The 24666-nt window shown below is 48.4% G+C and carries 22 protein-coding genes; 8 read left to right on the top strand and 14 right to left on the bottom strand.

All coding sequences use genetic code 11. The features are described from left to right. Nucleotides 1-165: 165 nt before the first annotated feature. The 5 genes from DES40_RS10640 to DES40_RS13460 all read right to left on the bottom strand — a co-directional run bounded on the left by DES40_RS10640 (nucleotide 166) and on the right by DES40_RS13460 (nucleotide 6050). Nucleotides 166-2307, bottom strand: coding sequence for a sodium-translocating pyrophosphatase (locus tag DES40_RS10640; protein WP_121101889.1), 2142 nt, complete (start codon nucleotides 2305-2307; stop codon nucleotides 166-168). Nucleotides 2308-2610: 303 nt separating this feature from the next. Further along, nucleotides 2611-3405 carry a 1-acyl-sn-glycerol-3-phosphate acyltransferase gene (locus DES40_RS10630; RefSeq protein WP_121101883.1) on the bottom strand — a complete coding sequence of 265 codons (795 nt, stop codon included), beginning with the start codon at nucleotides 3403-3405 and terminating at the stop codon, nucleotides 2611-2613. 38 nt (nucleotides 3406-3443) lie between these two features. Next, nucleotides 3444-4466: an SRPBCC family protein gene (locus DES40_RS10625; RefSeq protein ID WP_147405898.1), complete on the bottom strand. Its 1023-nt coding sequence runs from the start codon at nucleotides 4464-4466 to the stop codon at nucleotides 3444-3446. 114 nt (nucleotides 4467-4580) lie between these two features. Beyond that, nucleotides 4581-5810, bottom strand: coding sequence for a mechanosensitive ion channel (locus DES40_RS10620; RefSeq protein WP_121101877.1), 1230 nt, complete (start codon nucleotides 5808-5810; stop codon nucleotides 4581-4583). A gap of 117 nt (nucleotides 5811-5927) precedes the next feature. After that, nucleotides 5928-6050 (bottom strand): hypothetical protein, encoded by a 123-nt coding sequence (locus DES40_RS13460; protein ID WP_267896629.1) that lies wholly within the window; start codon nucleotides 6048-6050, stop codon nucleotides 5928-5930. A gap of 102 nt (nucleotides 6051-6152) precedes the next feature. On the opposite strand from DES40_RS13460, the gene zapE reads away from it, so the two are divergent. From zapE to DES40_RS10595, 5 genes are all read left to right on the top strand, one after another. Further along, complete coding sequence (gene zapE / locus DES40_RS10615; RefSeq protein WP_121101874.1) at nucleotides 6153-7256, top strand: cell division protein ZapE; 1104 nt, start codon at nucleotides 6153-6155, stop codon at nucleotides 7254-7256. A gap of 122 nt (nucleotides 7257-7378) precedes the next feature. Further along, nucleotides 7379-8347 carry a malate dehydrogenase gene (mdh, locus tag DES40_RS10610; RefSeq protein ID WP_121101871.1) on the top strand — a complete coding sequence of 323 codons (969 nt, stop codon included), beginning with the start codon at nucleotides 7379-7381 and terminating at the stop codon, nucleotides 8345-8347. A gap of 327 nt (nucleotides 8348-8674) precedes the next feature. Then, nucleotides 8675-10462, top strand: coding sequence for an NUDIX hydrolase (locus DES40_RS10605; RefSeq protein WP_121101868.1), 1788 nt, complete (start codon nucleotides 8675-8677; stop codon nucleotides 10460-10462). A 109-nt stretch (nucleotides 10463-10571) separates the two neighbouring features. After that, nucleotides 10572-11642, top strand: a complete 1071-nt coding sequence (locus DES40_RS10600; RefSeq protein WP_121101865.1) for a helix-turn-helix domain-containing protein — start codon at nucleotides 10572-10574, stop codon at nucleotides 11640-11642. 168 nt (nucleotides 11643-11810) lie between these two features. Beyond that, nucleotides 11811-12140, top strand: a complete 330-nt coding sequence (locus DES40_RS10595) for a hypothetical protein (RefSeq protein WP_121101862.1) — start codon at nucleotides 11811-11813, stop codon at nucleotides 12138-12140. Between the two features lie 70 nt (nucleotides 12141-12210). Here the strand turns inward: DES40_RS10595 and DES40_RS10590 are convergent, their stop codons facing one another. From DES40_RS10590 to DES40_RS10555, 8 genes are all read right to left on the bottom strand, one after another. Beyond that, nucleotides 12211-12555, bottom strand: coding sequence for a DUF3703 domain-containing protein (locus DES40_RS10590; protein WP_121101859.1), 345 nt, complete (start codon nucleotides 12553-12555; stop codon nucleotides 12211-12213). 9 nt (nucleotides 12556-12564) lie between these two features. After that, nucleotides 12565-12939 (bottom strand): lecithin retinol acyltransferase family protein, encoded by a 375-nt coding sequence (locus tag DES40_RS10585; RefSeq protein ID WP_121101856.1) that lies wholly within the window; start codon nucleotides 12937-12939, stop codon nucleotides 12565-12567. 145 nt (nucleotides 12940-13084) lie between these two features. Continuing rightward, nucleotides 13085-13450 (bottom strand): hypothetical protein, encoded by a 366-nt coding sequence (locus tag DES40_RS10580; protein ID WP_121101853.1) that lies wholly within the window; start codon nucleotides 13448-13450, stop codon nucleotides 13085-13087. Nucleotides 13451-13539: 89 nt separating this feature from the next. Then, the gene (gene purH, locus DES40_RS10575; protein WP_121101850.1) at nucleotides 13540-15171 is read right to left on the bottom strand and encodes a bifunctional phosphoribosylaminoimidazolecarboxamide formyltransferase/IMP cyclohydrolase; all 1632 of its coding nucleotides are present in this window, start codon (nucleotides 15169-15171) and stop codon (nucleotides 13540-13542) included. Nucleotides 15172-15302: 131 nt separating this feature from the next. Continuing rightward, complete coding sequence (locus DES40_RS10570; RefSeq protein ID WP_121101847.1) at nucleotides 15303-17063, bottom strand: heparinase II/III family protein; 1761 nt, start codon at nucleotides 17061-17063, stop codon at nucleotides 15303-15305. 18 nt (nucleotides 17064-17081) lie between these two features. Beyond that, the gene (gene rpe, locus DES40_RS10565) at nucleotides 17082-17771 is read right to left on the bottom strand and encodes a ribulose-phosphate 3-epimerase (RefSeq protein WP_121101843.1); all 690 of its coding nucleotides are present in this window, start codon (nucleotides 17769-17771) and stop codon (nucleotides 17082-17084) included. A gap of 221 nt (nucleotides 17772-17992) precedes the next feature. Next, nucleotides 17993-18853: a hypothetical protein gene (locus tag DES40_RS10560; protein ID WP_121101840.1), complete on the bottom strand. Its 861-nt coding sequence runs from the start codon at nucleotides 18851-18853 to the stop codon at nucleotides 17993-17995. Between the two features lie 112 nt (nucleotides 18854-18965). After that, nucleotides 18966-20426, bottom strand: coding sequence for an RsmB/NOP family class I SAM-dependent RNA methyltransferase (locus tag DES40_RS10555; protein WP_121101837.1), 1461 nt, complete (start codon nucleotides 20424-20426; stop codon nucleotides 18966-18968). 188 nt (nucleotides 20427-20614) lie between these two features. Between DES40_RS10555 and DES40_RS10550 the strand changes: the two genes are divergently transcribed. After that, nucleotides 20615-21886 carry an aspartate kinase gene (locus tag DES40_RS10550; protein WP_121101834.1) on the top strand — a complete coding sequence of 424 codons (1272 nt, stop codon included), beginning with the start codon at nucleotides 20615-20617 and terminating at the stop codon, nucleotides 21884-21886. Nucleotides 21887-21969: 83 nt separating this feature from the next. Here the strand turns inward: DES40_RS10550 and DES40_RS10545 are convergent, their stop codons facing one another. Continuing rightward, entirely contained in the window at nucleotides 21970-22437 is a 468-nt protein-coding gene (locus tag DES40_RS10545; RefSeq protein WP_121101831.1) for a RidA family protein, read from the bottom strand. A 254-nt stretch (nucleotides 22438-22691) separates the two neighbouring features. Here DES40_RS10545 and DES40_RS10540 point away from each other — a divergent pair, with 254 nt between their 5' ends. Both DES40_RS10540 and DES40_RS10535 read left to right on the top strand, forming a co-directional pair. Further along, nucleotides 22692-23303 (top strand): nitroreductase family protein, encoded by a 612-nt coding sequence (locus tag DES40_RS10540; RefSeq protein ID WP_121101828.1) that lies wholly within the window; start codon nucleotides 22692-22694, stop codon nucleotides 23301-23303. A gap of 253 nt (nucleotides 23304-23556) precedes the next feature. Beyond that, nucleotides 23557-24663, top strand: a complete 1107-nt coding sequence (locus DES40_RS10535; RefSeq protein WP_121101825.1) for an MBL fold metallo-hydrolase — start codon at nucleotides 23557-23559, stop codon at nucleotides 24661-24663. Nucleotides 24664-24666 lie beyond the last annotated feature (3 nt).

Raw genomic sequence — 24666 nt, 5'->3', positions numbered from 1 at the left:
CGCAAAGCTGTTAAGGTCTTCAAAAATGGAAATAGTTGCGCCCCTACCCCAATACGCCGCAGCGTATGGTTAAGGCTTATCACAGAAAGGGTATGATGAGAAATCAGAAGATAAAAAAAGCCCCGCAAATTTTGCGAGGCCCTGGGACTTTAATGCATGGTGTATTTAATGCGCCAGAACGGCCAATAATAAGAGCGCAATGATGTTTGTGATCTTAATCATTGGGTTCACGGCTGGACCCGCTGTATCCTTATAAGGATCACCCACTGTATCACCTGTGACCGAGGCTTTATGGGCTTCAGAGCCTTTACCGCCATGATGACCGTCTTCGATATATTTCTTGGCATTATCCCAAGCACCGCCGCCGGCTGTCATTGAGAGGGCAAGGAACAGACCAGTAACAATCACGCCCATTAACATCGCACCGAGTGCAGAGAGGGCATAGCTTGTCCCAATCTTACCGCCGCCTGTGACGAAATAGATAGTGAAATATAAAACGATAGGCGCCAAAATCGGTAGAAGCGAAGGCTTAATCATTTCTTTGATGGCTGCGCCTGTCAAAAGATCAACGGCCTTTGCATAATCTGGGCGAGATGTACCTTTCATAATACCAGGGTCGGCTTTGAATTGGCGGCGCACTTCTTCGACGATAGAACTCGCCGCGCGTCCGACGGACTGCATCGCCCAAGCGCCAAAGAGGTAAGGCAATAACCCACCCACAAATAACCCTACAATGACATAAGGATTTGTCAGGCTGAAATCGACCAAGACGCCAGATAAAGGATTATCGGGTTGATTAGAGAAGTACAGAATGTCTTGGTAATAGGCTGCAAAGAGCACCAAGGCCCCTAAACCTGCAGAACCAATGGCATAGCCTTTGGTCACAGCTTTGGTTGTATTGCCCACAGCATCCAAAGCATCCGTTGTATTACGGACTTCTGGGTCAAGTTCTGCCATCTCAGCAATGCCGCCGGCATTATCAGTGACAGGGCCAAAGGCGTCGAGCGCTACAATCATACCCGCAACGCCAAGCATGGCTGTCACAGCAATTGCGATGCCATAAAGACCGGCGAGGCTAAAAGTAATGATAATGCCTGCAACAATGATAAGGGCAGGGAGGGCTGTGGCTTCCATAGACACTGCAAGACCCTGGATAACATTAGTGCCGTGACCTGACTCAGAAGCTTCGGCAACAGAACGCACAGGACGATATTTCGTGCCCGTGTAATATTCTGTGACCATAACAATCAAAAAGGTAATCACGAGACCCACAACTGAGCAGAGGAATAATTCCATCCCTGTAAAGGTGTCGCCTGCGCCTGATGCGGTAATTCGTCCGGCTTCATCAATGGCATTCATGCCATTATCAAGCACAAACAGAGTGACGAGATAAATAGCGCCAACCGATAAAACCCCCGTTGCGATAAGGCCTTTATATAAAGCGCCCATAACATTGTCTGAACCTTTGCTAAGGCGGACAAAGAAGGTCCCAATGATAGAGGTCACAATACAAGCCGCGCCAATCGCCATTGGATATAGCATAAGATCAATTGCTGATGGGAATAGGATAGACCCTAAAACCATTGTGGCCGCAATGGTCACAACATAGGTTTCAAATAAGTCTGCCGCCATACCAGCGCAATCCCCGACATTATCACCGACATTATCGGCAATCGTGGCGGGGTTGCGGGGGTCATCTTCGGGAATTCCAGCTTCGACTTTACCAACAAGGTCTCCGCCAACATCAGCGCCTTTTGTAAAGATGCCGCCGCCGAGACGAGCAAAAACAGAAATCAATGACGCGCCCAAAGACAGCGAAACAAGACCGTCAATAACGCCGCGATTATCCGCGCCCATCGGCCCCGTCAAAATCATATAATAAACGGCAAGACCCAACAGCGCGAGACCGGCCACAAGCATGCCAGTAATGGCGCCTGCTTTAAAGGCCACATTCAAACCAGCGCCTAAGCTTTTACGCGAGGCTTCAGTTGTCCGCACATTCGCTTGTACGGAAACAAGCATGCCGACATAGCCCGCAATACCAGACAAAAATGCACCCAAGACAAAGCCAACAGGGGCAATGGCATTTCTAAAGAGAATGAAAAGTAGGATGGTGACAAACACCCCGACTATCGCAATCGTTTTATATTGTTTGTTTAGATAAGCTTTTGCGCCTTCTTGAATAGCGCCAGCAATTTCATTCATACGTTCATTGCCCGTGGAGGCTTTCATCAGGCCCGCACGGGTGACAATCCCGTACACCACAGCGAGCAAGCCCGCTGCGATAATTAAATATAGAGTGTTCATAACAGCTCTTCCCTATGCTTTACGCCGGGCGTCATTATACGGATTTACCCTCGCGACATTCTGATGGTCGCAAAGACGTCTCCGGCTATGTTATGAAGTTGGCCGTGTCGCCTTGTTTTTTATGTGGCGACACGCTTCCCCTCGCGAGTAATGAAGTTGGCCGTCCGCCCCAATGCTATTTGTTGCACTCTTTTTCGGACGCTTCCCTTCGCGTATGTTCACAGTTGCAAAACATCTTCTTGTCGTCAAGCAAGAGTTTTATAACGCAAGCGGCCCTAAATGGCGGTGGGGCTATAGTATGAATTATAGGTTCATCACTTTTTGGCGGATATCTGCTATCGCTATATCCGCATTTTTCGGCAGGCTTTGCGGATGAATAGGCTCCCCGAAAGTCAGGCGAAAGGTCTTACCTTTCTTATTTAAAAGTTCGTGGAATAGGGTGATATCACGAAGTTCAGGATTCAGCCGAGAAAAAAGATAATAGAGGCTTGAATTTCTCGCTTTGATATTAAGTGGGATAATCGGCGCGTTATACTTCTTTGCGATCATGGCCGCGGAGCTTTCCCACGGCTTTTCTTCGAGCCCATGCCACGTCATTTGCGCCAGTCGGCCCGATGGGAAAATGACGACGCAGCGCTGGGCCTCTAGGGCCTTTTTCATATCTACTAGGGTTTGCCGGGCCTTGGCATGACTGCGTTTATCTTTGACCCATTCTACTGGGATGATGATATCGTGCCCTTTGGGGATAACGCGCAGGGCATCAGCATTGGCCAAGTAGCAATGTTCTGGACGGCGATCGCTAATGGCTTGAAACACGGCTAACCCATCAGCCAGGCCGGTTGGATGATTGGCGATAATGATGCAGCGCCCAGAGCTTGGTAAATGACTCAATCCTTTAACAGCGGTACGGGGGCTGATGTGATCCGCCACGCGTTTAAAAGCTTGATAGCCAGTCAGGTTTCTTATGGAATCAGCTAAGAACACGGCTGCATCATAGGCGAGCATTCGGTAAAGGGCTGGGCGAACGACCTTAAACAGGCGGGGGCGCGCCATTAATTTGGGCGCGCGTTCGGCTATCAATTCTTCGACAATATGCATAGGGAGGTATAAAGCCTAAGCGTTAGAAAATTAAAAGGCTAATTTTTATGGGGTAAGGTTTCAGATCGGGATTTGATGACCTGTAAAATATTATTTTGAATATCGCCTAAAAATAATTCGCCCCATAGCGCACTATATCCATTAAGGGGTGTCGTCATTTTATACTCTGTATGAAGAACTAATTGCACTTTGTTTTCGGCCAAAGCTACGAGTTTATAACCACCGCTTTGTATTTTTAATACCTCGCCATCCGGTGAAATATGGCGGTCTGTGTGGTGTTGCAGGCTGTCATTAGGAAACACAAAATTCCATTCCAACGTTTTTTGAAAATCGGAACGCGTGATATGTTCTTCAAACGTAATACTCTCGCCCCAATAACTCGTCCGTATCGCGCCGATGCCATGACCGACCATGCGCGCCGCGTCCGGCCGAGGCAGGCCAATAACATCTTGGGAAAGATTCCAACGGCCTTCCTCGGCAGTTATATTGTCTATGTGATGTATATAGCTCCAAACGGCTTCCGTGGGCGCGTCAATTATAATGGCTCTTTTGACCTGGCGATAATCGGTTGAAAGCGGGGTGGTGCTGTCAATAATGAGGGCCAAAATAGGCATGAGCATAAGGCTTGAGCAAAGAAAAGTAGACTGATTGATAAATTTCTTATGAAGGCTGCGAACCGTTAAGCCGCCTGCAATGGCACTCAGCAGCCATATGGGGCTCAGCATGACCATACAGATAACGCCTTCACCCAGTATAAGGCTACCAAGAAAAAGCACGGCAAGCATGAATAGTGTTGGCGCGGTAATGTAGAGCTTGGTGTGTCCTTGCCGTAATTTTGTGCCTTTGGGGTCGATTAGAAAGACACCCCACGCTCCAATAGTATAAGGAATGGCAATAAGAACCGTCAGAGAACTGGCTAAGGCTGACCATCCGCGGGCAACGCCGGATAATGCATACAAACCTAGAGCGACGGCCAAGAGGCATAAAAATATTAACCCTAATCGCCACACTACATATCCCGCAGGATGACTTGTAAATTTAGGGTTGAATCTCTTGGACATATAATCAGTTTACTTAATTATCTTAAGACGATGAATGTTTAATTTGAGTCTTTAGCGGCCATAAAAAAAGCCGCCCTAAAAGAGCGGCTTTCAAAAATTTATTTAACGCAGTGACTATTTACGTGTCGCTCGTTTTGCAGGTGCTTTCTTTGCCGCAGTTGTCTTGCCGATAGGCTTAACATTTGCAGGCGGGAAAGCGTTGTTTAGCACTTTTCCTGCCCAGTCGCGACCGCCAATACCAAAAGCAATAGCGCCAGCAACAGCAGAGCCGATAACCAAAGCACCAAAGGCCATTGGGATGATATCGCCATTCGGGTCAAGGCTAGACAAACCAAGGAAGATAAAGATCAGCATGAAAACATATTTTACCAAAGTCGCGATTTTCGGGCTGATGATTGACGCCATGAAACGGCTGATGAAGTTTGCCAAGAATACACCGATAACGATGAGGATAGCGGCTTGTAGAAGTTCACCACCAAATTCTTGCACAGCACCAAAGGCGCGAGATAAGCTGTCATTACCGAGAATGTTCACAGCGGCAGAGACGCCGATGACCAAGATGATAAGGAAAGCGACATAGCCTGCTGTTTTAGAGGGTGACGTCTTAAGACCTTCACCATCGTCGAGCATCATGACTTGGTTGACAGAGTTATCAAAACCAAGGCTTGGCAAGAAGCTGGCCAAGAAATTGGAAACAAACTTACCAATAAAGATAGAGGCTGCCAAAACAAGCGACGCAGCGACGAGTTGTGGAATGTACCCTAAGAAGCCTTCAAGCATATTTGAAAGCGGAATAGAGACTTCTTCGAAATCCAAAATACCAAGCGCAGCCACGATAACAGGCACGATAATAAGAACGAATACCAAAGTTCCCAAAGCTTTTGCCAAAGACCCCGTTGAACCAGAGGCATTCGCAACGCCAGTTTTCGACATAAGCGTATCAACTTGCGCGGCTTCCAAAGTTGAAGTCGTCGCGTTCTTGGCAACTTTTGCAATAATGTAACCAATGAACAGTGTGAAACCAAATCCAATAAGCTTTGGAATAATGTCCGCAATATTACGGAACAAAGTTTCGACGGGCTCTAGATAGGCGCCCATGCTTAGGCGTGAGAGAGCCAGATAAAGCGTATAAAGAATAGCTAGCCAGAAGATGGCTTTGCCGATTGAATTCCCGATATTACCCCCTGTTGTCTGAGCATTTTTACCAAAGCTTGTGCGGTTGATACCGCCTGCAACAAGGCCTTTTAATACATAAGCGACAACGATGCCGACTATCAAAATGACAGCGGCGGCAACATAGTTGCCCAGCGGCATGTTCTCAAACATGGCGTTAAATTGATCCATAATTTTCTCCCTCCAAGGATAATAGGTTCAGATTCCCAAAAGACTGGGAATGATAAAGATACGCGCCTTATCGAAGTTCGCGCCTGAACGTTACCTTAACAATAATTTAAGGTAAAATCACGGGTTGAGTTTGGCAAAGACTGCGTTTTCTTCTCTTTTTTTGAAAATCTCGGTGCCGACGAGGCGTGCGCAGGCTTTATAGAGGCTTGACCCTGCAAAAAGCTTAGGCAAAGACGCCATTATGGCTCCTATCCGTAACAAACCGCTTTTCTATGGGCTTTGTGCCTTGTCTTTTGGCGTCTTGGCTTTGGCGATTATCCTCATCACAATTAAGTAGTAACTATGTCCGTTCGCGTGCAACTGGAAGACTGTATTCACCAAGGTCAATTAGAACGAGACCCTGCGCAGCTTTCTGCGGCCAGCGCGCTGGATGATTTATTGACTCGTTTAGAGACGAAGCCGCGCCCGGGTTTCTTTGGTAAGCTATTTGGCGGGCGGGCTGATGTGATAAAAGGGTTGTATCTTTGGGGCGGCGTCGGCCGCGGTAAATCCATGTTGATGGATTGGTTTTTTGATAAGGCTTCGATAGAGGCGAAACAGCGCGTTCACTTCCATGCCTTTATGCTGGATGTTCACACGCGAATAAATGCGCGGCGTAAATCCAAAGACAATGACGGCGACCCGATTGTCCCTGTCGCGAAAGATATCGCCAAAGCAGCCGAGCTGTTATGCTTTGATGAGTTCCATGTAACGGACATCGCCGACGCGATGATACTCTCGCGCTTGTTTGATGCGCTATGGGCCGAAGGCGTTATTGTCGTCGCGACATCCAACCGCCCACCCGAAGACCTGTATAAAAATGGCCTGAACCGTGCCCTTTTCGAACCGTTCATAGCGCGGATGCCGACATATTTAGTCATACATGAATTTGCAGGCGAGACAGACCACCGCCTGCGACAGCTGCAATCCGCGCCAGTTTATTATACCCCGCTTGGCAAGACGGCAGACGCAGGTGTCGAAGCGGCGTGGCAAAGGTTGATTGGCGGAGCTACACCGCGAGAGACGGTCTTGACCGTACAGGGGCGAGAGCTGATTTTACGCCGAACGGCGGCGGGTACGGCGCGGGCGGGCTTTGCTCGGCTCTGTGATAATAATCTCGGCGCGGCGGATTATCTGCGCCTCGCTCAAGCTTTTCAAACACTGATATTAGAAAACGTCCCCAAAATGGGCCCCGATAGCCGTAACCAAGCCAAACGTTTCGTCACGCTTGTTGACGCCCTTTATGAAACTCGCACAAAATTAGTGATGAGCGCCGCAACCGAGCCCCAAGATCTCTATCCTGCAGGCGACGGCGCTTTTGAATTTGAACGCACTGTCAGCCGATTGGTTGAGATGCGAAGCACAGAATATTTAGCCGAGAGACGGGTTCTCGGGACGTCAGAATAAACCGAATGAACACAGGCGATATTATACAAAATTGAAGACTAGGACTGAGTAACTCACCATTGCATCCACACGGCCATAGGTCTAAACCCCACCCAAATTCTTTTGCCTTAATGGAGACACCTATGGCACGCGCAAAAATCGCCCTTATCGGCGCCGGTATGATCGGCGGAACTTTGGCTCACATCGCGGCACGCGAAGAGCTTGGAGATGTTGTTCTTTTCGATATTTTCGAAGGCACAGCCAAAGGTAAAGCGCTTGACCTGTCCGAAGCGTCGCCAGTCTTTGGTAAAGATTCAAACCTAAAAGGCACAAATGATTATGCCGACATTGCAGGCGCAGATGTTTGCATCATCACAGCGGGCTTCCCGCGTAAGCCAGGCATGGACCGTTCAGAGCTTATCGGGAAAAACCTGGGCGTCATTAAACAAGTTGCAGAAGGTATTAAACAATATGCTCCAAAAGCTTTTGTTATCTGTATTACTAATCCGCTAGACGCTATGGTCTGGGCTTTGCAAAAGTTCTCTGGTCTTCAGCCGCGCAAAGTTGTCGGTATGGCCGGCGTTCTTGATAGCGCGCGTTTCCGTTATTTCCTTGCAGATGAATTTGGCTGTTCGGTCGAAGACGTTCACGCTTCTGTTCTGGGTGGCCACGGCGACACAATGGTGCCGCTCGTACGCTATTCAACCGTGAACGGTGTGCCTCTGCCAGATCTTATCAAAATGAAGTGGACAACACAGGAACGCGTTGACGCGATTGTTGAACGTACACGTAAAGGCGGCGGCGAAATTGTTGGCCTTCTTGGCAATGGTTCTGCATTTTATGCTCCAGCTGAATCTGCTATTGAAATGGCGAAATCATATCTTCGCGATAAGAAACGTATCTTGCCTTGTGCGGTTCGTCTTTCTGGTCAAATCGCAGGTGTTCGCGGTCTTTATGTTGGCGCACCCGCTATGATCGGTGCGCGCGGCGTTGAAAAAGTCATGAATATCCGTCTGAAAGCCGATGAACGCGAAATGTTCATGAACTCAGTCGCAGCGGTTGAGAAAATCATCGCCGATTGTCAGGAAATGGAACCTTCATTGAAAGACTAATGCCTATAAGAGGCAAAACATTTAATTTTGAATGATGAAAGCGGCTCTTTGGGGCCGCTTTTTTATTAGCATCCTCACTAATTTCGCTACGCTTCGTGTCGTTCGTATGTATAGGTCTCTGGTCAGGTGACCGTCCCGCGGAGATGTCCTCTTTATCAGGTTTCCCTAATGAGCTCGACCCTGGATGGCGAGCGAGGGTATTCACCTGTCCAGCCTATCTTAGTTATAAAACAGTCTCTATCCTGCACCCCGGCTTTGTATGACCTATAGACATCATGGGTTCCCCGATTTAGCAAAGCGAGAATTTTGCTCTGATTTGGAGGTAACGTGAAACGTCTTATAGGTATCAGTGCGGCTGCACTCTTAATGGCATGCCAGCCTGCCAGTTCTGAAAAACAGGCCGCCGCGCCGATAGATATGGCGCAAACGATAGATTATTTTGAAGGCGCTTGGACGCCTCAGCAAACTGGGCCTCTTCTTGATAAGACTATGCGTTTGAGATTTCCTTATGACGCGTCCTTGCTTAGCGCCGGTGAACAAGAGGCTGTCAAAGAATTATTGGCGGCGGGTGCACGATTACATTCATTATATCTTGACCAAGTGCATCCGCAGTCACGCGCCGTAGAGGCGGCGATGGCGGGAACTGACAGACAAGATTTAAAAGATCTTTTCCGTATGATGAAGGGCCCGATTGCGACGACATTAGAGAACACGCGGGAACCTTTTTTAAATGTTGCAGCCTCGACGACGCCGCGCAATGTCTACCCTTCGGACAGTAGCCGCGAGGCGTTGGATGCTTTCATCGCGGCGCATCCCGAAAAAAAGAGTGATTTATTACATCTACGCTCCGTTGTGAAAAATGCCAATGACGCGAATAAAGCCGAAGCCTTGGCAACATTAGACGCGCACCCCGCATTAGAGGTTCTACATCCAGGTCTGATCGAGACAATTAAACAGGCTGAAGGGTATTTTGCTTTGCCATATTCCGTGGCCTATGCCGAAGATATTCTCTTTGTTTATGACCGCTTGATGGCTGCGGCGTCAGCTATTGAAAATGATGATGTGTCATTTGCGCGTTTCCTACGCCTAAGGGCACGCGATCTCTTGGCTGATGATTATGATGGCGGCGATGCGACATGGGTGACGGGTAATTTTACGGGCAATCTTAATGCGCAAATTGGCAGCTACGAAACTTATGACGATGCGCTTTATGGGGTGAAAAGTTTTTTCAGCCTGTCATTGCTTCAGCGGGACAAAGAAAAGAGTGAGGAGCTGGCCTCTAGCATTGGGGATATTCAAGAGATTGAAGACAGCTTGCCCTATGCCGCGAATAAAACGGTACGTTCAAATATTCCGGTGAGCGTCTATAATATCATTGCGGACTTCGGACAGGCTAGGGGAACGAATACAGCGACAATTTTACCAAATGAGGGGCATTTATCGCGTCAATTCGGACGGACTATACTGATCCGTTCGACGGTGTTGCGAAATGAAGAGATATTTGAAGAATCTCTCTCTGCGTTTCGCGCAGCAACCTCAGCAAATCATCACGATGATTTGGGGATAAATGGGAATTTCTACCGAACGCTTTGGCACGAAATTGGACATTATATGGGGCCAGACCAGACAAAGATTGGCGAGGACATTGATGCGGCCTTACAAGACAATGCTGATCTGATCGAAGAGATGAAAGCGGATTTAGTCTCTCTGTTCTCGGCGCTGAAACTATATAAAGCAGGGAATTATACAGAGGCGCAACTTCGCTCTATTTATGCGGGCGGAATATTACGGGTCCTGAATAAAAATAGACCGCGCCGCGAGCAGGCCTATGGCACCATGCAGCTGGTTCAATGGAATTGGTTTTTGGATAAAGGCGTTTTGACGTTTGATGAGGGTAAGCTCAGTATTCATTATGATAAATACCCTGCGGCCGTGGAATCGCTTTTGACTGAGGTTTTAAACCTTCAATATCAAGGTAATCGAGAGGCCGCGGCGGCTTTCGTGGATGAGTGGACAGCGTGGGATAAAGATTTACATGGCGTTATAGGGGCGGCGATGAAAGCCTCTGAAACATCACGCTTTCGTCTCGTGACCTACGAGGCTCTCGGAGAATAAGAGGCGGGCGCAAAGGTGCCGGCTCAGCTATAAGTTTTGTACAGCTGCTATGCAGGGTGCGACGGCTTTGTGACTTGACGAAACCGCTTTAAAAAGGCTTGTTACCCAGATGTTATGGCTTGATGCATTTTTGCGGATTGGCGCGATTATGCTCCTCTCTATGTCCGCTATTTTGTCGGTGCGCGACCGCCTGACGTGGCGGCCCGCTATCTATATCGTGCTTGTCGCCATCAGCGTGTCAGCCATGTTGATAGCATCCGCGCCCGAGGCTTTAATGCCGCCTTTAGCAGTATTATGGCCTGCTCTCATCGTTGAATCAGCGAGCGTTGTTTTTATTTGGTGGTTCGGACTTGCCTTATTTCGTGATGGATTTGAATTAAAATGGCCGCATTGGGTGATACTCGCCGTCACGGTCGGTCTCAGATTGCCGCAGAATATAACGCAATTATCTGATGTGATTAGTTATCCCCCTATTCTGGCCATTTTGTGCGAAGTCGTCGTTTTGGGTATGATGGTGCATTTGGCTGTCGCGATTATCCGCGAAGGCCGCGATGATTTGGTGACGACGAGGCGGGATTCGCGGGCTTATTTTATTGGGGCGCTTTTAGCCTCTGTCATCATTTCTTCGATGACGAGCCAAGGGGCGGCGCAAGGCTGGTTTCCTATTTCAATTGAGGAAGCCCGCATCATTAAGTCCTTTAGTGTTTTCCCTCTGGCGCTCTGGTTTAATTTATGGCTGAGCCAATTAAATCTTGAGAATCTCAGTTTTGAGACGGAAGCCGAAATTGAAGCCGTTGAGACGCCGATTGACCCGCGAGATACTCAGCTTTTAACGGAGCTGCGATCGGCGATGGAAGTCGAGAAAATATACCGTGAGGCCGGTTTAACGATCCGGGAACTTGCGGAACATTTAAATACGCCTGAACATCGTCTGCGTAGCTTAATTAACCAAGGCCTCGGCTACCGTAATTTTTCGGCCTTTCTAAACAGTTATAGAATTGAGGCCGTGAAAGACCAGTTAAGCGACCCAGATAAGCTCCGTATTCCTATTCTGACTTTGGCAATGGATGTTGGATATAACTCATTAGCGCCCTTTAATCGCGCTTTTCGGGCGATTGAGGGCATGACGCCAACGGCCTATCGGCAACAACGGTTACAGAACGAAACCGCCGCCCCATAAGCCCTGACTGATTGAAACTGAAAAGGTCTGATTGATTTTAAAATCGACTGTAAATTTTCAACATTGATAAGATATCTCCTCTCTGACCTAGTATCTATTCACACAAATTATAGCCGTAATATTGCGGTGGTTTCTGGCTCCGTTCCCGAGCCTAAATGGAGTGTCAAAATGACTTATATTAAAATTTCTAAGACCGTTCTTTTGTCGGCTATTGCATCTGCAGCCCTTATCGCCACACCTGCATTCGCAGCCTCTAACAAAGAGGTTCAAAAGTGCCGCACAGCCTTTACAGAAAGCGGTGATCTCGACATGTCTCAATACCGTCTTCGTTATGAACGCGAGGAAGGCAAACGTACAAAAACCATTCATTTTACGGCTATCCCGCATGACCGCACAGAAGCTTTGGATGTGACCTGTACCTTAAAGCGTACAAAAGTTATCTCACTCAATGCGGGTAACGGCGAAGTTAAGCTTATGGCGGCCAACTCAAAGTCATAACCTTTCTTGATCTGACTTTATTTAATTTCTGATGAAACTTGCACGCTGTATCTTAGATGCGGCGTGTTTTTTATTCAGAATCAAGTAACTTTTGTAAATCTGTTGGAATAGGCAGGGTTTTAATCGCTGATATATTCGCGCCGCCAGTATTGCCTTCTGGCACCCAATTAAATAGCGCCGCTGGAAACACGGCTAATATCCGGAGGCTTTGACCGGTGATTTCTTTGACGTCTCGGCGTTTCAATCCAAAGCGAAACATCCAAAGGTGGGTTTGTAAGTGTGGCCAGAAATAGCGCTGACCCAAAATATGAGCGCGCTCTAAATGATAAAAGGCCGTCTTCCATGCATGGTTTTCATAAGCTTGACGCGCGGCCGTCATTTCCGAGTGGAACCCCGCTTTTAGGATAGGCTGCATGGCACTATATTATTCACGAGAGAGTCGCCGAGCATCTAAAGGACCGAGCTGCTCACTTCGGCTTTTTCCTTCTATGACCCATGTCACAAAATGCTGGCAGTTATTAAAGAGCGCATTATAGCGCTGCCCTTTTCTAAGGCGTGCGCGCGCCACTAATTCTGCGCCATCTATATTTGCCTGGCCACTAATAGGAAAGACCTTATTCCCATTAGAAAAATCTTGCATATCTGTTTCTTCTACGCGGCCAAAACGCGCTGAGGAATGTATGACTGTGCCGTAGCCTGTTGCAATTCCATAATGCCGAATAAAGCCATAAGCCCTCACCTGTAAAAGGGTGCCTGCTGGATAGACAGTGTTTGTACGCTCGAATGGGTAATCGCTCATGAAGCTATATATAAGCTATTTCACCTCAATTTGAAAGTGGGGCAATTAAAAGAGAGAGCTAAGCAAAGCCAAGCAAAAATATTAAAGCCCCAACCAATAAAGGGGTTGAGGCTCAAATAGATAATTATGTGAAGAGAGCTAGCGCTTAATTCACTTGGACGGTTTTATTAGTATAAACCCGGCCTTTATATTGATATGTTTCCGTGTTGAGGGTTGTCACGTTCAATGTGGGGTCAGGCAAAGCCTCAACAGGAATGGTTTGATTGATATAAACATTACCATTTTCGTCTGTGACGCGGATCATATCACCCGTGGCAATCGCGCCTAACACTTCGGACTTTTTGTCCATTTCAATATATGTAACGCTCGCGCGTTGGTCTTCTTGCGCAGAAGATTGCGACTCAGCTTTCAATGCTTGTGAGTCTTTAGCAGCCTTATCACCGGCAAAGGCATTGGGTGCGGCCAAAAGTGAGAGGGCTGTAAGAGCCGAAATAACCTTAATATTAGACATAGCAGAATTCCTTCCTTGTTATGTGAAAGATTAACGGCTGCTACCTAATTTAGTTCCCAAATTTTAGACGCGGTAATTCTAAAGTGTGTTTAATGCCTGAAATGGCGCATTCCCGTAAAGACCATAGCGATATTATTCTCATCAGCGGCTTTGATGACTTCGTCATCACGAATTGACCCACCGGGTTGAATAATGGCCGTTGCCCCTGCCGCTGCGGCGGCGAGCATACCATCCGCGAAAGGAAAGAATGCATCGGATGCACAGGCACAGCCATGCGTATGCGGAGTTTCCCATCCTGCCGATTCTTGCGCGTCAACTGCTTTGCGCGCCGCAATACGAGCGGAATCGATACGGCTCATTTGGCCGGCTCCGATGCCCGCCGTTGACCCGTCTTTGACATAAATAATAGCATTAGATTTTACGTGTTTCGCCACTTTCCAAGCCATACGAAGATCTGCCATTTCCGTCTCGGTTGGGGCCCGTTTGGTGACAACTTTTAAATCTTCATCGGCCACATAACCATTGTCCCGGTCTTGAACCAAAATACCGCCGCCGACATTACGCTGCGTCATAGAGGGCGCTTTCGGGTCGGGGAGATCTCCTACTATTAAGAGGCGTAAGTTTTTCTTTTTTGCAAATAGGGCAATAGCATCATCATCTGCACTTGGCGCAATGACGACTTCGGTAAAGACTTTTAAGATTTCTTTTGCGGTGTCTTTGTCAAGGCGGCCGTTCAAAGCCACAATACCACCAAAAGCGGAAACGGGGTCACAGGCCAGGGCGTTTTTATAGGCTTCGACAAAGCTGTTCGCTACGGCGACGCCGCAAGGGTTAGCATGTTTGATAATGGCCACAGCGGGTTTATCGCCTGCATCGGCGCGGCCAAACTCGGCGACGAGTTCATAGGCGGCATCTGTATCATTGATATTGTTATAAGATAAAGCTTTGCCCTGAAACTGGGTGGCTGTGGCCACTCCGGGCCGGTTTGATCCATCTGTATAAAAGGCCGCAGTTTGATGTGGGTTTTCCCCATAACGAAGCTCTTGTTTCAACGTGCCACCTTGGGCGCTAAAAGCTGGCGTTCCGCTAAGCTGTGAAGCAAACCAATTAGCAATGGCGGCGTCATAGGCCGCAGAGCGTGCATAGGTTTTGGCGGCGAGTTTTTGGCGCAGGGTCCCTGTGGTCATTCCATCATTTGCGTCCATGTCAGATAAAACGGCGTCAACATCATCCGCATCTGTACAAACAGCGACGTGAGCATGGTTCTTGGCCGCGGCGCGGATCATTGCTGGCCCGCCAATGTCAATATTTTCTACACACATTTCATAAGACCCGCCCGAAGCCACGGCCTTTTCAAATGGGTAGAGATTAACAATCAAGAGGTCGATAGAAAGAATACCATGCGTGTGCATTGCGTCCTTATGAGATTCTAGATCCCGATCACCAAGAAGCCCGCCATGCACCATAGGGTGCAATGTCTTGACGCGGCCATCCATCATTTCTGGAAATTTTGTTAATTCTGAAACGTCTTTAACGGGAATGCCTGCGGCCAGAATGGCTTTGTGTGTGCCACCTGTAGAGACTAGTTTTACGCCGCGTTCATGCAAAGCTTTGGCTTGATCAATGAGACGGGATTTGTCCGAGACTGAAATCAGGGCCCTTTTGACAGCGGAGAGGCGAGCAGGGTCAAAATCGGGGAGGTCAGGATTTGGGCTTGGCATGGCTCAACCTTTATAACGAAACCGAAGCGGCTATGAATTTACCCGCGCCCCTAACATGGCGTGTGATAAAGGGAAACCCTTTCGCATCTAGACAATTGGAATAGGGGGTAATTCTAAGCGTATTAAGCGCTTTAATGCCTATTTTCGAGCCGCCGGAAAGACCAGCGTACACGATTGGTACGGCCTTCGCCGTCATTATCAGAAAGGGCTCGCCCTGAGATAACAAGTTGTTGGCATTTAACGGGCTTATGGCCCTCGCCCAGATAAACGGAGTCCTCTAAGGTAAGAGGGCCGCCATCCGTTCGAAACCGCCAACCTGCCTGACCTTTATGGACGATAAGGGCGCTAGATTGATCTTGGCTTAAGCTGACGCGTACATCTGGATGAAAATGAAACCGTATGTCAAAGGGGCGTTCTTCTCGTGAAAGCGGTGAATGACCGAGCGGAACATAAAGACTATCTTCACCGCGAATATCCATGCCATCCGTAGACATAAAGAGCCGCCGCCGATGCGCTAGGCCCGTGCTAGGCACATAACCGCTATGGGTGCTTTCAACCCAGATGCCTGCCTCTTGTTCTTTGTGTTGGGCTTTAACGGGGCCGGCTTCTTTTAGCACAGCTTCCCCCCAATATTTACTCATCCAGTTTTTCGGAAGTAACTGTCCAGGGGAGCTTGAATCAAGCGTTAAGGTAGAGTGCGCTGCGGATGAGCGGATAGGTCTGCGCCAACCTAGAGCTTGGCTTTCATTCCACCCGCAATTGACGAGTAAACGCCCAAGGTCTGTTGATATTTCTAAGGCTAAAGGCGCTAGGTGAGCTTCTGTATCATAACCTACGGGCGGCGTTGTTCCCCCATCAAGAATGAGTATGGTTTGCCCTGCCGCCAAGCGTTGATATTTTGTATGATGCCCATATGCAAAGGGTTTCGCCTCACCCGGGGCAGCTTGTAAAATGGTTGAAATGCGGTTCGCATCATTGGGCCCGCCTCCTTGAAAACAGGCTAAAGCGCCGTCCCCATGACAGAAAAAGGCTACCATTGGCACCATTCTATCGATTGCACGGCTGAGAGTGCGGGAGCCTTCGACGCCTCTATCCGCCAATAAAAGGTCTAGGGTCAAAAGGACGTCCAAGCAATTCAGGGTCGTCTCTGGATTGCGCGATATATGGCCGCCATCAGGTAAAATTTGCTTTTCAATTTCATCGTCCAGCCAATCCAACCCACGGGCAAGATAACCGTCAGACTTTTCAGTTAGCCGGGCTCCAAATAATGTGAGGGTGGCGGCCGCTTGAAGTTTGAGAAAGGATGAGGGCAGGGGTTTATAATGTTGGCGCAAATATTTCATCTGACGCATAACTATCGCGCGCCGTGTTGCCGCTTTTGCGCTGGCATTGTCCGATGACAAAACAGGGGACCAATGTACCATCCAATACCAAAGACGCGGCGTTAATATTGCTGTGTCCCAGTTGAAATTATTCCACTGCCCATAATGGGTAATCCAGTTATCAACTAAACCCCGCAGACGAATGGCGGCAGCTTTTTCTTCGACCTTACCCTTAGCTTTGGGCCCTACGGATAGGAGGTCATTCATCCATGTAAAGCTATGCAGCCAAGCGGCATAAGAGACCGAAGGCATATTGACGGTCCAAGGGTCCCCTTGAGAGCCGACATCGACAGATTGGCCGCTATAGTTAAACTGACCAGAGAGTATATCTTGCCCGATTTTTTTGTCGCCATAGTGATAGCCGGGTGTCATGACATGAAAGGCTCCAGGCCGGCCAGCCCTGAGGCGCATAGGCCGCAAAGGTTCCGTCAACCCAGAGCGAAGAGATTTCAGTTTTCCTGAAACAGCCCTGAAAAACAAACGAGGCGTGGATATGCGAACAGTAGACACGGGCGCGATTCTCTTACCTTAAGCAACCTTTGTCGTGGATCTATTTGCATCGCGAATGGCCGCAATGTTTTCGGCATAACTGCCACTACCGTTGAATACAGCGCTGCCTGCGACAAGTGCTGTTGCACCGGCCTCAATACAATCTATAGCCGTTTTCGGGTTAACCCCTCCGTCAACTTCTAGAATAATGTCACGGCCTGTCGCGTCAATTTTTTTACGGAGGCGTCTGATTTTATCGACTTGGGATTCAATGAAACTTTGCCCGCCAAAACCCGGATTTACACTCATAACTAAGATAAGATCGAGAAGGTCTATAACGGGGTCAACAACATCAACAGGCGTGCCCGGATTGAGTACAAGACCAGCTTTCTTTCCTGCAGATTTGATGGATTGCAAACTACGGTGCAAATGCGGGCCGGAATCGGGGTGGATAGAGATGATATCAGCTCCAGCTTCGATAAACGCAGGTATCAACGTATCCACGGGAGATATCATTAAATGAACATCAAAAGGTTTGGTTGTGTGCGGACGAAGGGCCTTAACGACCATTGGCCCAATGGTAAGATTGGGCACATAATGACCATCCATAACATCAATATGGATCATATCCGCCCCTGCGATATCAATATCTTTGACGGCCTGGCCTAGGGCTGAAAAGTCAGCGGAAAGAATTGAAGGGGAAATTAATGGAGGTTGAGAACGCGGCATGAAGACAGCTCTTTTTTAAATGTATTCTTTCCTATCAGCCGCAAGAAATTCACGCAAGATAAGTGTGGAGCCACTCTGTTATTATCGCTCTGTTTACCTGCGCGTAAAAGCGACAAGAAAGAGTGCCTTCGTTTAGTCTCGAGAGACAACTATGTGGCCATAAAAAAGACCCGCTCAAGGCGGGTCTAAAATTCTAAATCTTCGTAAAAGGCTAAACCATTTTATTTACGGATTGGACGGTAATCTGATGAGCTATAGCTCCCAGTAGAATAGCCATAAGTTGCGCCAGCATCACCTGAATAGGTTGTCGTTGAGCTGCTTGTATATGTGCTTCCGCTTTGTAGGCAGGTTCCGTCAGCTTGCTGTGTTGTACCAGCTGGGCAAGATACGTTTGAAGCGCTGTATCCAGAACTATAGCTAGAGGTGCTTCCTGTGTAGGTTGTTCCGCTAGAGTATGTCGTCCCAGATGAATAGCTTGAGCTGTGCTGCATACATGTACCGTCGCCTTGCATTGTTGTGCCAGCAGGGCAATCAGCGGCTGAAGTTGTTGTAGAATATGTCGTAGTCGGCGCTGTATAAGTCGATGTTACAGGCGCTGAGTAAGTGGTTGTTGAGCTGTAAGAGCTTGAACCTTGAAGACATGTACCATCCGCTTGCAGCGAAGTACCTGCAGGGCAATTTGCAGGCTCAGAACCATATTGCGCATAAGATTCGGTATAAGTTGTTGTTGGCCCAGTATATGTCTGAACTGGCTGTGCATAGACAGGCGCCGGCGCCGCACATCCAACTGGCGCAACTGCGACAGGTGATGCGTAACCGCAATCAACGTAACCTGCATTACCGATCATCGGGCCGTGTTGCACAACCGGTGCCGTGGCTAAGTGACCGTAACGTGAAGATTCATAACGCTCGACGTTATGAGGTGTCTGTGTACATGTAGTGCCACAGTTTTGAGCGCTCTCATAGCTGTAGACATCGCCATAGCGGCTAGATTGAGCACTTGCGGTTGAAACCGTTGCGGCAAAAGCCAAAGTGCTTAACGCGGTAATCGCTGAAGCGCGTAAATAAGTTTGCGTGCTCATTTTGAGCCTCCCATTTTGAAACATCACCAAGGCATTCCTGCAAAGGTTAGACCAAGTTTTTATTAACATGGTCTAAATTATACAAAAAATGTGTGTTTTTTAAATTTCCACATCATTTTTCCAGCGAGGCCTGCAGGATTGCCATATAAAAGCCATCCATTCCGCCATTTTCACTCTGAAAATAGGGAAAAGTTCGCACGCCCAACCCGATTTCTGCGTCTTTCAACGCTTCAATACGCTTTGATGCTACTATGGAAATAGGGCGAAAATCAGGCCTTTCTCCTAAAAAGCGAATCACGCGCGGCTCGCCTTCTTCTGGTTGTAACGAACAGGTTGCAAACACTAAGAGCCCGCCCGGCTTTAATAAAGTTGCTGCTTTCGGCAGCAATTTGTCTTGTAATCGAACAAGTTGGCTGAGAGTTTTAGGCGTGCGGTTATAAAGCACATCAGGGTGACGGCGGAATGTGCCCGTGGCTGTGCAGGGCGCATCTAGTAAAATAATATCAAAACGGTCCTGCGTTTCCCATTCTAGGGCATCCGCGCAAACGACATTGGCCTTGAGCTGTGTCCGTTCTAGGTTTTCATGAAGACGTTCCAACCGAGTTTCAGATTTGTCCAGGGCCGTTACCTTGGCGCCCATTGCAGCCAATTGAAGAGTTTTACCGCCGGGCGCTGCGCAGAGGTCTAATACGGCTTTATCTTGGAGTTTGCCTTCGAGGTGATCGGATAGAAACCGAACAGGTAAGCTTGCCGCTATGTCTTGGGCCCACCATTCACCTGTGGAATAGCCTTCTAGCGCCGCGACATTACCAATGTTTGGCAGACGAACCGTCCCAGGAGATATAGCCTTGCCGCCTAAGGTTTCGGCCCATTTGTCTGTGTTGGCTTTTGTTTCATCTTTTAGTGTTAGGTCCAAAGGAGGGTCTTTTATAAGCTGCAGAGAGATTTTGCGTACAGCGGGCCTTCCATAGCTACGCTCCCATGCCCCTCTGATCCATCCCGGAATATTTGCTCGCGGTGCTTCGGCACCTGCGAGGCGCGGGCCATCTGTTACCACTTTTCGTAAGACAGCATTCGCCATATTAGCAAAACCAGCTGTAGCTTTCTTCGCTTTCAATAGCTCTACGGTTTCCCCAACGGCCGCATGAGCAGGCGTGCCAAGAAACAGAATTTGAGCCGCGGCCGTTTCAAGGACGGCTTGAATAAAGGCGGGTGGTGCTTTGCGAATAAGCGGTTTCAAGGCCGCTTTTATTTGCCCTGCACGGCGAAAGGTTGTCGCGGCGATTAGACGGGCGAAAGCTCTGTCGCGGGGATCAAGGTCATTATATTCTGGCAGGGCGGATAAGACAGTTTCCAAGGGCAGGCCATCTTGTTTAACGTTTCGAACGGCCGAAGCCGCGCATTGCCGTGTCATTTGTGCTGAGCTTAGGGGGCGCTCTATAAAGGCAGGACGTCGGTCATTTCCTCGATTGTCGTCGCGTCGTTTATCGTCTCCGCGCTTGCGCCCATGGGGCGAAAAGCCTTTGCCTGACGAGGTATTTCGAGGGCGCGGTTTATGTGGGCGGTCATTCATTCTGCCGCGCCTAGCAGAGGGGGGTAAATTTAGCAATCATAGAGGTCTCTGCACATAATTCATTTCTTGAAGAAAGTTAAAACCGCAGAGACAATGCAATCCGCAGATTTAGAGTAGGAAAGTGTTGAAAATTCTGCTGTTCCGCGTATGTAAGCGTCTGATTTTATTTAAGGTAGATACCCCTTCTCATGGCTCGTATTGTGATGAAATTCGGCGGCACATCCGTCGCCAACCTAGAACGCATCCGACATGTGGCGTCTTTAGTTGCTGAAGAAGCCAAAGAGGGGAACGAGGTCGCTGTTGTTGTCTCTGCTATGAGCGGAGAAACAAATCGGCTTGTCGCCCTTGTGGATGCTTTGGACGCTGATTCCAATCAAGGTACGGCCATCGAAGATGAATATGATTCTATCGTTGCCAGCGGAGAACAAGTAACTTCTGGCTTATTGGCGATTGCCCTGCGCAGGCGAGGTCTGAGAGCCCGCTCTTGGTTGGGTTGGCAAATACCTCTTCGCACCGATATGGCGCATTCAAAAGCGCGTATTGCTGAGATTGAAAGTTCAGCTATTGGACCTTCTATGAAAGCTGGCAATATTGCCGTGGTTGCGGGGTTCCAAGGCGTTAACGAAGAAGGTCGAATTTCGACTTTGGGGCGCGGAGGGTCTGATACTTCTGCGGTTGCTCTTGCTGTGGCTTTGAAAGCTGACCGCTGTGATATTTATACTGATGTTGATGGAATTTATACAACAGATCCAAGAATTGCCAAAGATGCGCGGCGTTTAAACCGTATCGCCTTTGAAGAAATGTTAGAGCTGGCTTCATTGGGCGCGAAAGTATTACAAACGCGCTCTGTTGAATTGGCTATGAATAATAATTTGCCAATACGGGTGCTGACGAGCATGGCCGAAGTTGGCGACCCCAATCCCGGGACCTTAGTTTGTCATGAGGACGAAACCATGGAAGAACGTGTTGTAAGCGGCGTTGCCTATTCACGCGATGAATCGCAAATCACTTTACTACGCTTAAAAGACAAGCCCGGAATGGTCGCAAAGGTCTGTAAGGCCATGGCAGATGCCAATGTTATTGTGGACATGATTGTTCAGGGTATTTCAAAAAGCGATAGTGCCGCAAACTTAACTTTCACAGTCGGTAAGCGCGATTTGGATAAAGCCTTGGCCGCACTGGAGGCCGCGAAGCAATCTATTGGGTTTGAAGCTGTGAAATCTGATTCAGATGTCACTAAAGTGTCTGTTGTAGGGATTGGTATGCGGTCACATACAGGGGTTGCGCAAACAATGTTTGAGGCTTTGGCCGAGCGGAATATTAACGTTAAAGTTATTGCAACGTCAGAGATTAAAATTTCAGTCTTGATTGATGCAGAATATACAGAACTCGCCGTTCGCGCCCTGCATTCTGCGTTTGAGCTTGATAAAGCGGCGCCGCCTAAAGTGTCTGCGCCTTAATTCATTTTGGCCGATAGTGAAGAGTTACAATTTAGAGGCCTAATTTTAGGCCTCTCATTTTTTATAATTTTAAATTTAGGTCTTCACTCTGTAATCTCGATTACCGCATCTATTTCGACAGCGACATCTAAAGGTAAGCTTGGCGCACTGACGGCAAACCGCGCGTGTCGCCCTGCATCGCCAAAAACTTCAACCATCAGATCCGAGCATCCATTGATTACTTTCGGGATATCGGCTTGGGTGGCTTGAGGTGTTGCTTGAACAAAGCCGCCCAGTTTCACGATGCGTTTGACGCGATTTAAATCCCCGCCGCAGGCGGCCTTCATTTGGGCGATTAAATTCAGCGCTGAAAGTTTGGCGGCATATTGCCCGCGTTCTATATCTAGGTCTTCGCCTAAACGCCCGCCAATAGCCTCATCGCCGATTTTTGAAATTTGGCCTGAGATAAATACTAAATTCCCACTGATAACATAGGGGACATAATTAGCGACAGGCGCCGCTGCTTCGGGCAGTGAAAGACCAAGGGACTTTAATTTATCTTCAGCTGTCATAATCGCTTTACCTTAAATGATGAATACGCATTTGTTCGGAGGGTTATATCTTCTGCACAGGGCCCGCAACGTCAAGTTAGATAATAGACCTACCGATAAATTTTCAATGCTCGGATATCATGCAGAGGAATCTTATATGGTGTTTTGACTGTGAACAAAGACAAGCTTTGCCAGAGGTTTGAATGACATTAATCCTTTAAGGTGATACAGAGCAGAAAGTATATTGGCCTAATTAGTTTGTTTAGAGACCTTCCATGACAGAAACATTGAAAACTTACCCTTTGCCGTCAAAAAGCACGGATGTTCTAGACTTCTTGCAAACTCGGCGGTCAAATTTGGCGAAAGTTATGGCTGAACCAGGGCCAAAGGAAGAAGTGTTAAACGCGCTCTTAGAGATCGCAGCCCGTGTGCCCGATCACCGAAAGTTAGCGCCTTGGCGTTTTGTCGTTTTTCAGGGCAAAGCCAGAGCTGATTTTGGACAGCATATTGCCGCCGCGTTTATGCGAGATAATCCTGAGGCGCCTTTGGACAGAACGGTTTTTGAGGGACAAAGATTGATGCGCGCGCCCCTTGTTGTGGCCGTCATTTCCTCGCCAGTAGAGTGCCCACGCGGGACGCCGAAGTGGGAACAGCAATTATCAGCTGGCGCGGCGTGTTTCAATTTATGTCTTGCGGCTCAGGCCTTTGGATTTGGGGCGCAATGGCTCACTGAATGGTACGCTTATGATGCGGGTGTGAACCGTGCTTTGGGTCTAAATGATTCGGAACAGCTGGCGGGTTATATTTATATTGGCACGCCTGAATTGCCTTCGACAGAACGTGCGCGACCTGACGTTGAATCTAAAGTGACGCATTGGCGTTCATGAATAAAACTGTGGGGTTTAGGGCGCAGTACTGCAATAAAACCATCACAAAATAGTGAGTCTGCAGTCTTGAATGGTGACAATGAAATAGAACAGCCCTATAGCCGATATGTTGACGGTCTCCGGATCGCGACCTTGCTTCCGGTCACCATTGCGCCCCGTGTGACCGGAAGCCACAACTCCCAATTCGTCAGTTGAATATCTGAAATTCAGAATGTGATATAGATATCTCAATCTTTTCCGCTTAAGAAGACGTATGAACCAAGTCCCTAAAAACACCCCACAAGACCAATCTCTGGTTCCAGGGAGTACATCTGGTTTAAAATTAGATTTTATAACAGAAGAAAAACCTCAGCCGGGTAATGTGCAAGAAATAGCGGATGGAGTTTTTTGGCTGCGTTTCGGCTTGCCTATGTCGGGCCTTGATCACATCAACCTTTGGGCGCTTCGTGATGGCGATGGTTGGGTCATTGTCGACACAGGTATTGGCAATCGGGAAAGTAAAGAAATTTGGAAGAAGCACTTTAAACATCTGATGGGTGGCCGCCCGGTGAACCGCGTTATTTGCACGCATTTACACCCAGACCACACAGGGTTGGCAGGATGGATTTGTCGCCATTTCGGCGCGCCGCTCTTAATGACGCGGGGGGAGTATTTTCTCTGCCGCCTTATGGCCGCAGATACAGGCCGCGCAGCCCCACCAGAAAGTTTACGGTTTTATAAAAAGGCGGGCTTTACGGACGGTCAGATTGAACTTTATAAACAGCGTTTTGGCGGGTTTGGTAAAGCCATTACTGAATTGCCGCAAAGTTATGACCGCTTGGTTGATGGAGAGTTAGGCAAAATAGGGGGCCGTGAATGGCGCGTTATTATTGGCGCTGGTCATTCGCCCGAACACGCTTGTCTTTACTGCCCTGAGCTCAATTTGTGCCTAACTGGTGACCAGCTTTTACCGAATATAAGTTCAAATGTTAGCGTGTGGCCAACGGAACCCGAGGGTAACCCGTTGGAAGATTGGATTACATCCTGTCATGTCTTAAAAGCGCAATTGCCCGAGAACGTTTTAATCGGGCCCGCCCATGGTATTCCGTTCCGCGGCGCGCATAAACGGCTCGATAAATTAATTGAACATCATGAAAAAGCGCTTTTGCGTTTGCTGGAACACTGCCAAACGCCGCGATTGGCTACGGGCGTGTATTCGGTATTGTTTCGACGTGAAATAACGGATGGCAATCGCATCATGGCCGTGGGCGAAAGCATCGCGCATTTAAATTGCCTAAAAGGGCGAGGTTTGCTGAGTCGTCGCCGAAATGATGCGGGGCAATTCACTTATAAAACGCGGCGCGGTGTTATACCCGCTTAATCA

The sequence above is a fragment of the Litorimonas taeanensis genome, from assembly GCF_003634015.1.
GTDB classification, from domain to species: domain Bacteria; phylum Pseudomonadota; class Alphaproteobacteria; order Caulobacterales; family Maricaulaceae; genus Litorimonas; species Litorimonas taeanensis.
This window is presented reverse-complemented; position numbering and strand designations above follow the sequence as displayed.

What these genes read in the sequence shown, in the direction of transcription:
- DES40_RS10550 (WP_121101834.1), top strand. Translation starts at nt 20,615, where the DNA reads ATGGCTCGTATTGTGATGAAATTCGGCGGCACATCCGTCGCCAACCTA.
- DES40_RS10535 (WP_121101825.1), top strand. Translation starts at nt 23,557, where the DNA reads ATGAACCAAGTCCCTAAAAACACCCCACAAGACCAATCTCTGGTTCCA.
- DES40_RS10580 (WP_121101853.1), bottom strand. Translation starts at nt 13,450, where the DNA reads ATGTCTAATATTAAGGTTATTTCGGCTCTTACAGCCCTCTCACTTTTG.
- DES40_RS10545 (WP_121101831.1), bottom strand. Translation starts at nt 22,437, where the DNA reads ATGACAGCTGAAGATAAATTAAAGTCCCTTGGTCTTTCACTGCCCGAA.
- DES40_RS10630 (WP_121101883.1), bottom strand. Translation starts at nt 3,405, where the DNA reads ATGCATATTGTCGAAGAATTGATAGCCGAACGCGCGCCCAAATTAATG.
- DES40_RS10620 (WP_121101877.1), bottom strand. Translation starts at nt 5,810, where the DNA reads ATGGATCAATTTAACGCCATGTTTGAGAACATGCCGCTGGGCAACTAT.
- purH (WP_121101850.1), bottom strand. Translation starts at nt 15,171, where the DNA reads ATGCCAAGCCCAAATCCTGACCTCCCCGATTTTGACCCTGCTCGCCTC.
- DES40_RS10555 (WP_121101837.1), bottom strand. Translation starts at nt 20,426, where the DNA reads ATGAATGACCGCCCACATAAACCGCGCCCTCGAAATACCTCGTCAGGC.
- DES40_RS10595 (WP_121101862.1), top strand. Translation starts at nt 11,811, where the DNA reads ATGACTTATATTAAAATTTCTAAGACCGTTCTTTTGTCGGCTATTGCA.
- DES40_RS13460 (WP_267896629.1), bottom strand. Translation starts at nt 6,050, where the DNA reads ATGGCGTCTTTGCCTAAGCTTTTTGCAGGGTCAAGCCTCTATAAAGCC.
- DES40_RS10560 (WP_121101840.1), bottom strand. Translation starts at nt 18,853, where the DNA reads ATGAGCACGCAAACTTATTTACGCGCTTCAGCGATTACCGCGTTAAGC.
- DES40_RS10590 (WP_121101859.1), bottom strand. Translation starts at nt 12,555, where the DNA reads ATGCAGCCTATCCTAAAAGCGGGGTTCCACTCGGAAATGACGGCCGCG.
- DES40_RS10640 (WP_121101889.1), bottom strand. Translation starts at nt 2,307, where the DNA reads ATGAACACTCTATATTTAATTATCGCAGCGGGCTTGCTCGCTGTGGTG.
- rpe (WP_121101843.1), bottom strand. Translation starts at nt 17,771, where the DNA reads ATGCCGCGTTCTCAACCTCCATTAATTTCCCCTTCAATTCTTTCCGCT.
- DES40_RS10585 (WP_121101856.1), bottom strand. Translation starts at nt 12,939, where the DNA reads ATGAGCGATTACCCATTCGAGCGTACAAACACTGTCTATCCAGCAGGC.
- zapE (WP_121101874.1), top strand. Translation starts at nt 6,153, where the DNA reads ATGTCCGTTCGCGTGCAACTGGAAGACTGTATTCACCAAGGTCAATTA.
- DES40_RS10625 (WP_147405898.1), bottom strand. Translation starts at nt 4,466, where the DNA reads ATGTCCAAGAGATTCAACCCTAAATTTACAAGTCATCCTGCGGGATAT.
- DES40_RS10540 (WP_121101828.1), top strand. Translation starts at nt 22,692, where the DNA reads ATGACAGAAACATTGAAAACTTACCCTTTGCCGTCAAAAAGCACGGAT.
- mdh (WP_121101871.1), top strand. Translation starts at nt 7,379, where the DNA reads ATGGCACGCGCAAAAATCGCCCTTATCGGCGCCGGTATGATCGGCGGA.
- DES40_RS10600 (WP_121101865.1), top strand. Translation starts at nt 10,572, where the DNA reads ATGTTATGGCTTGATGCATTTTTGCGGATTGGCGCGATTATGCTCCTC.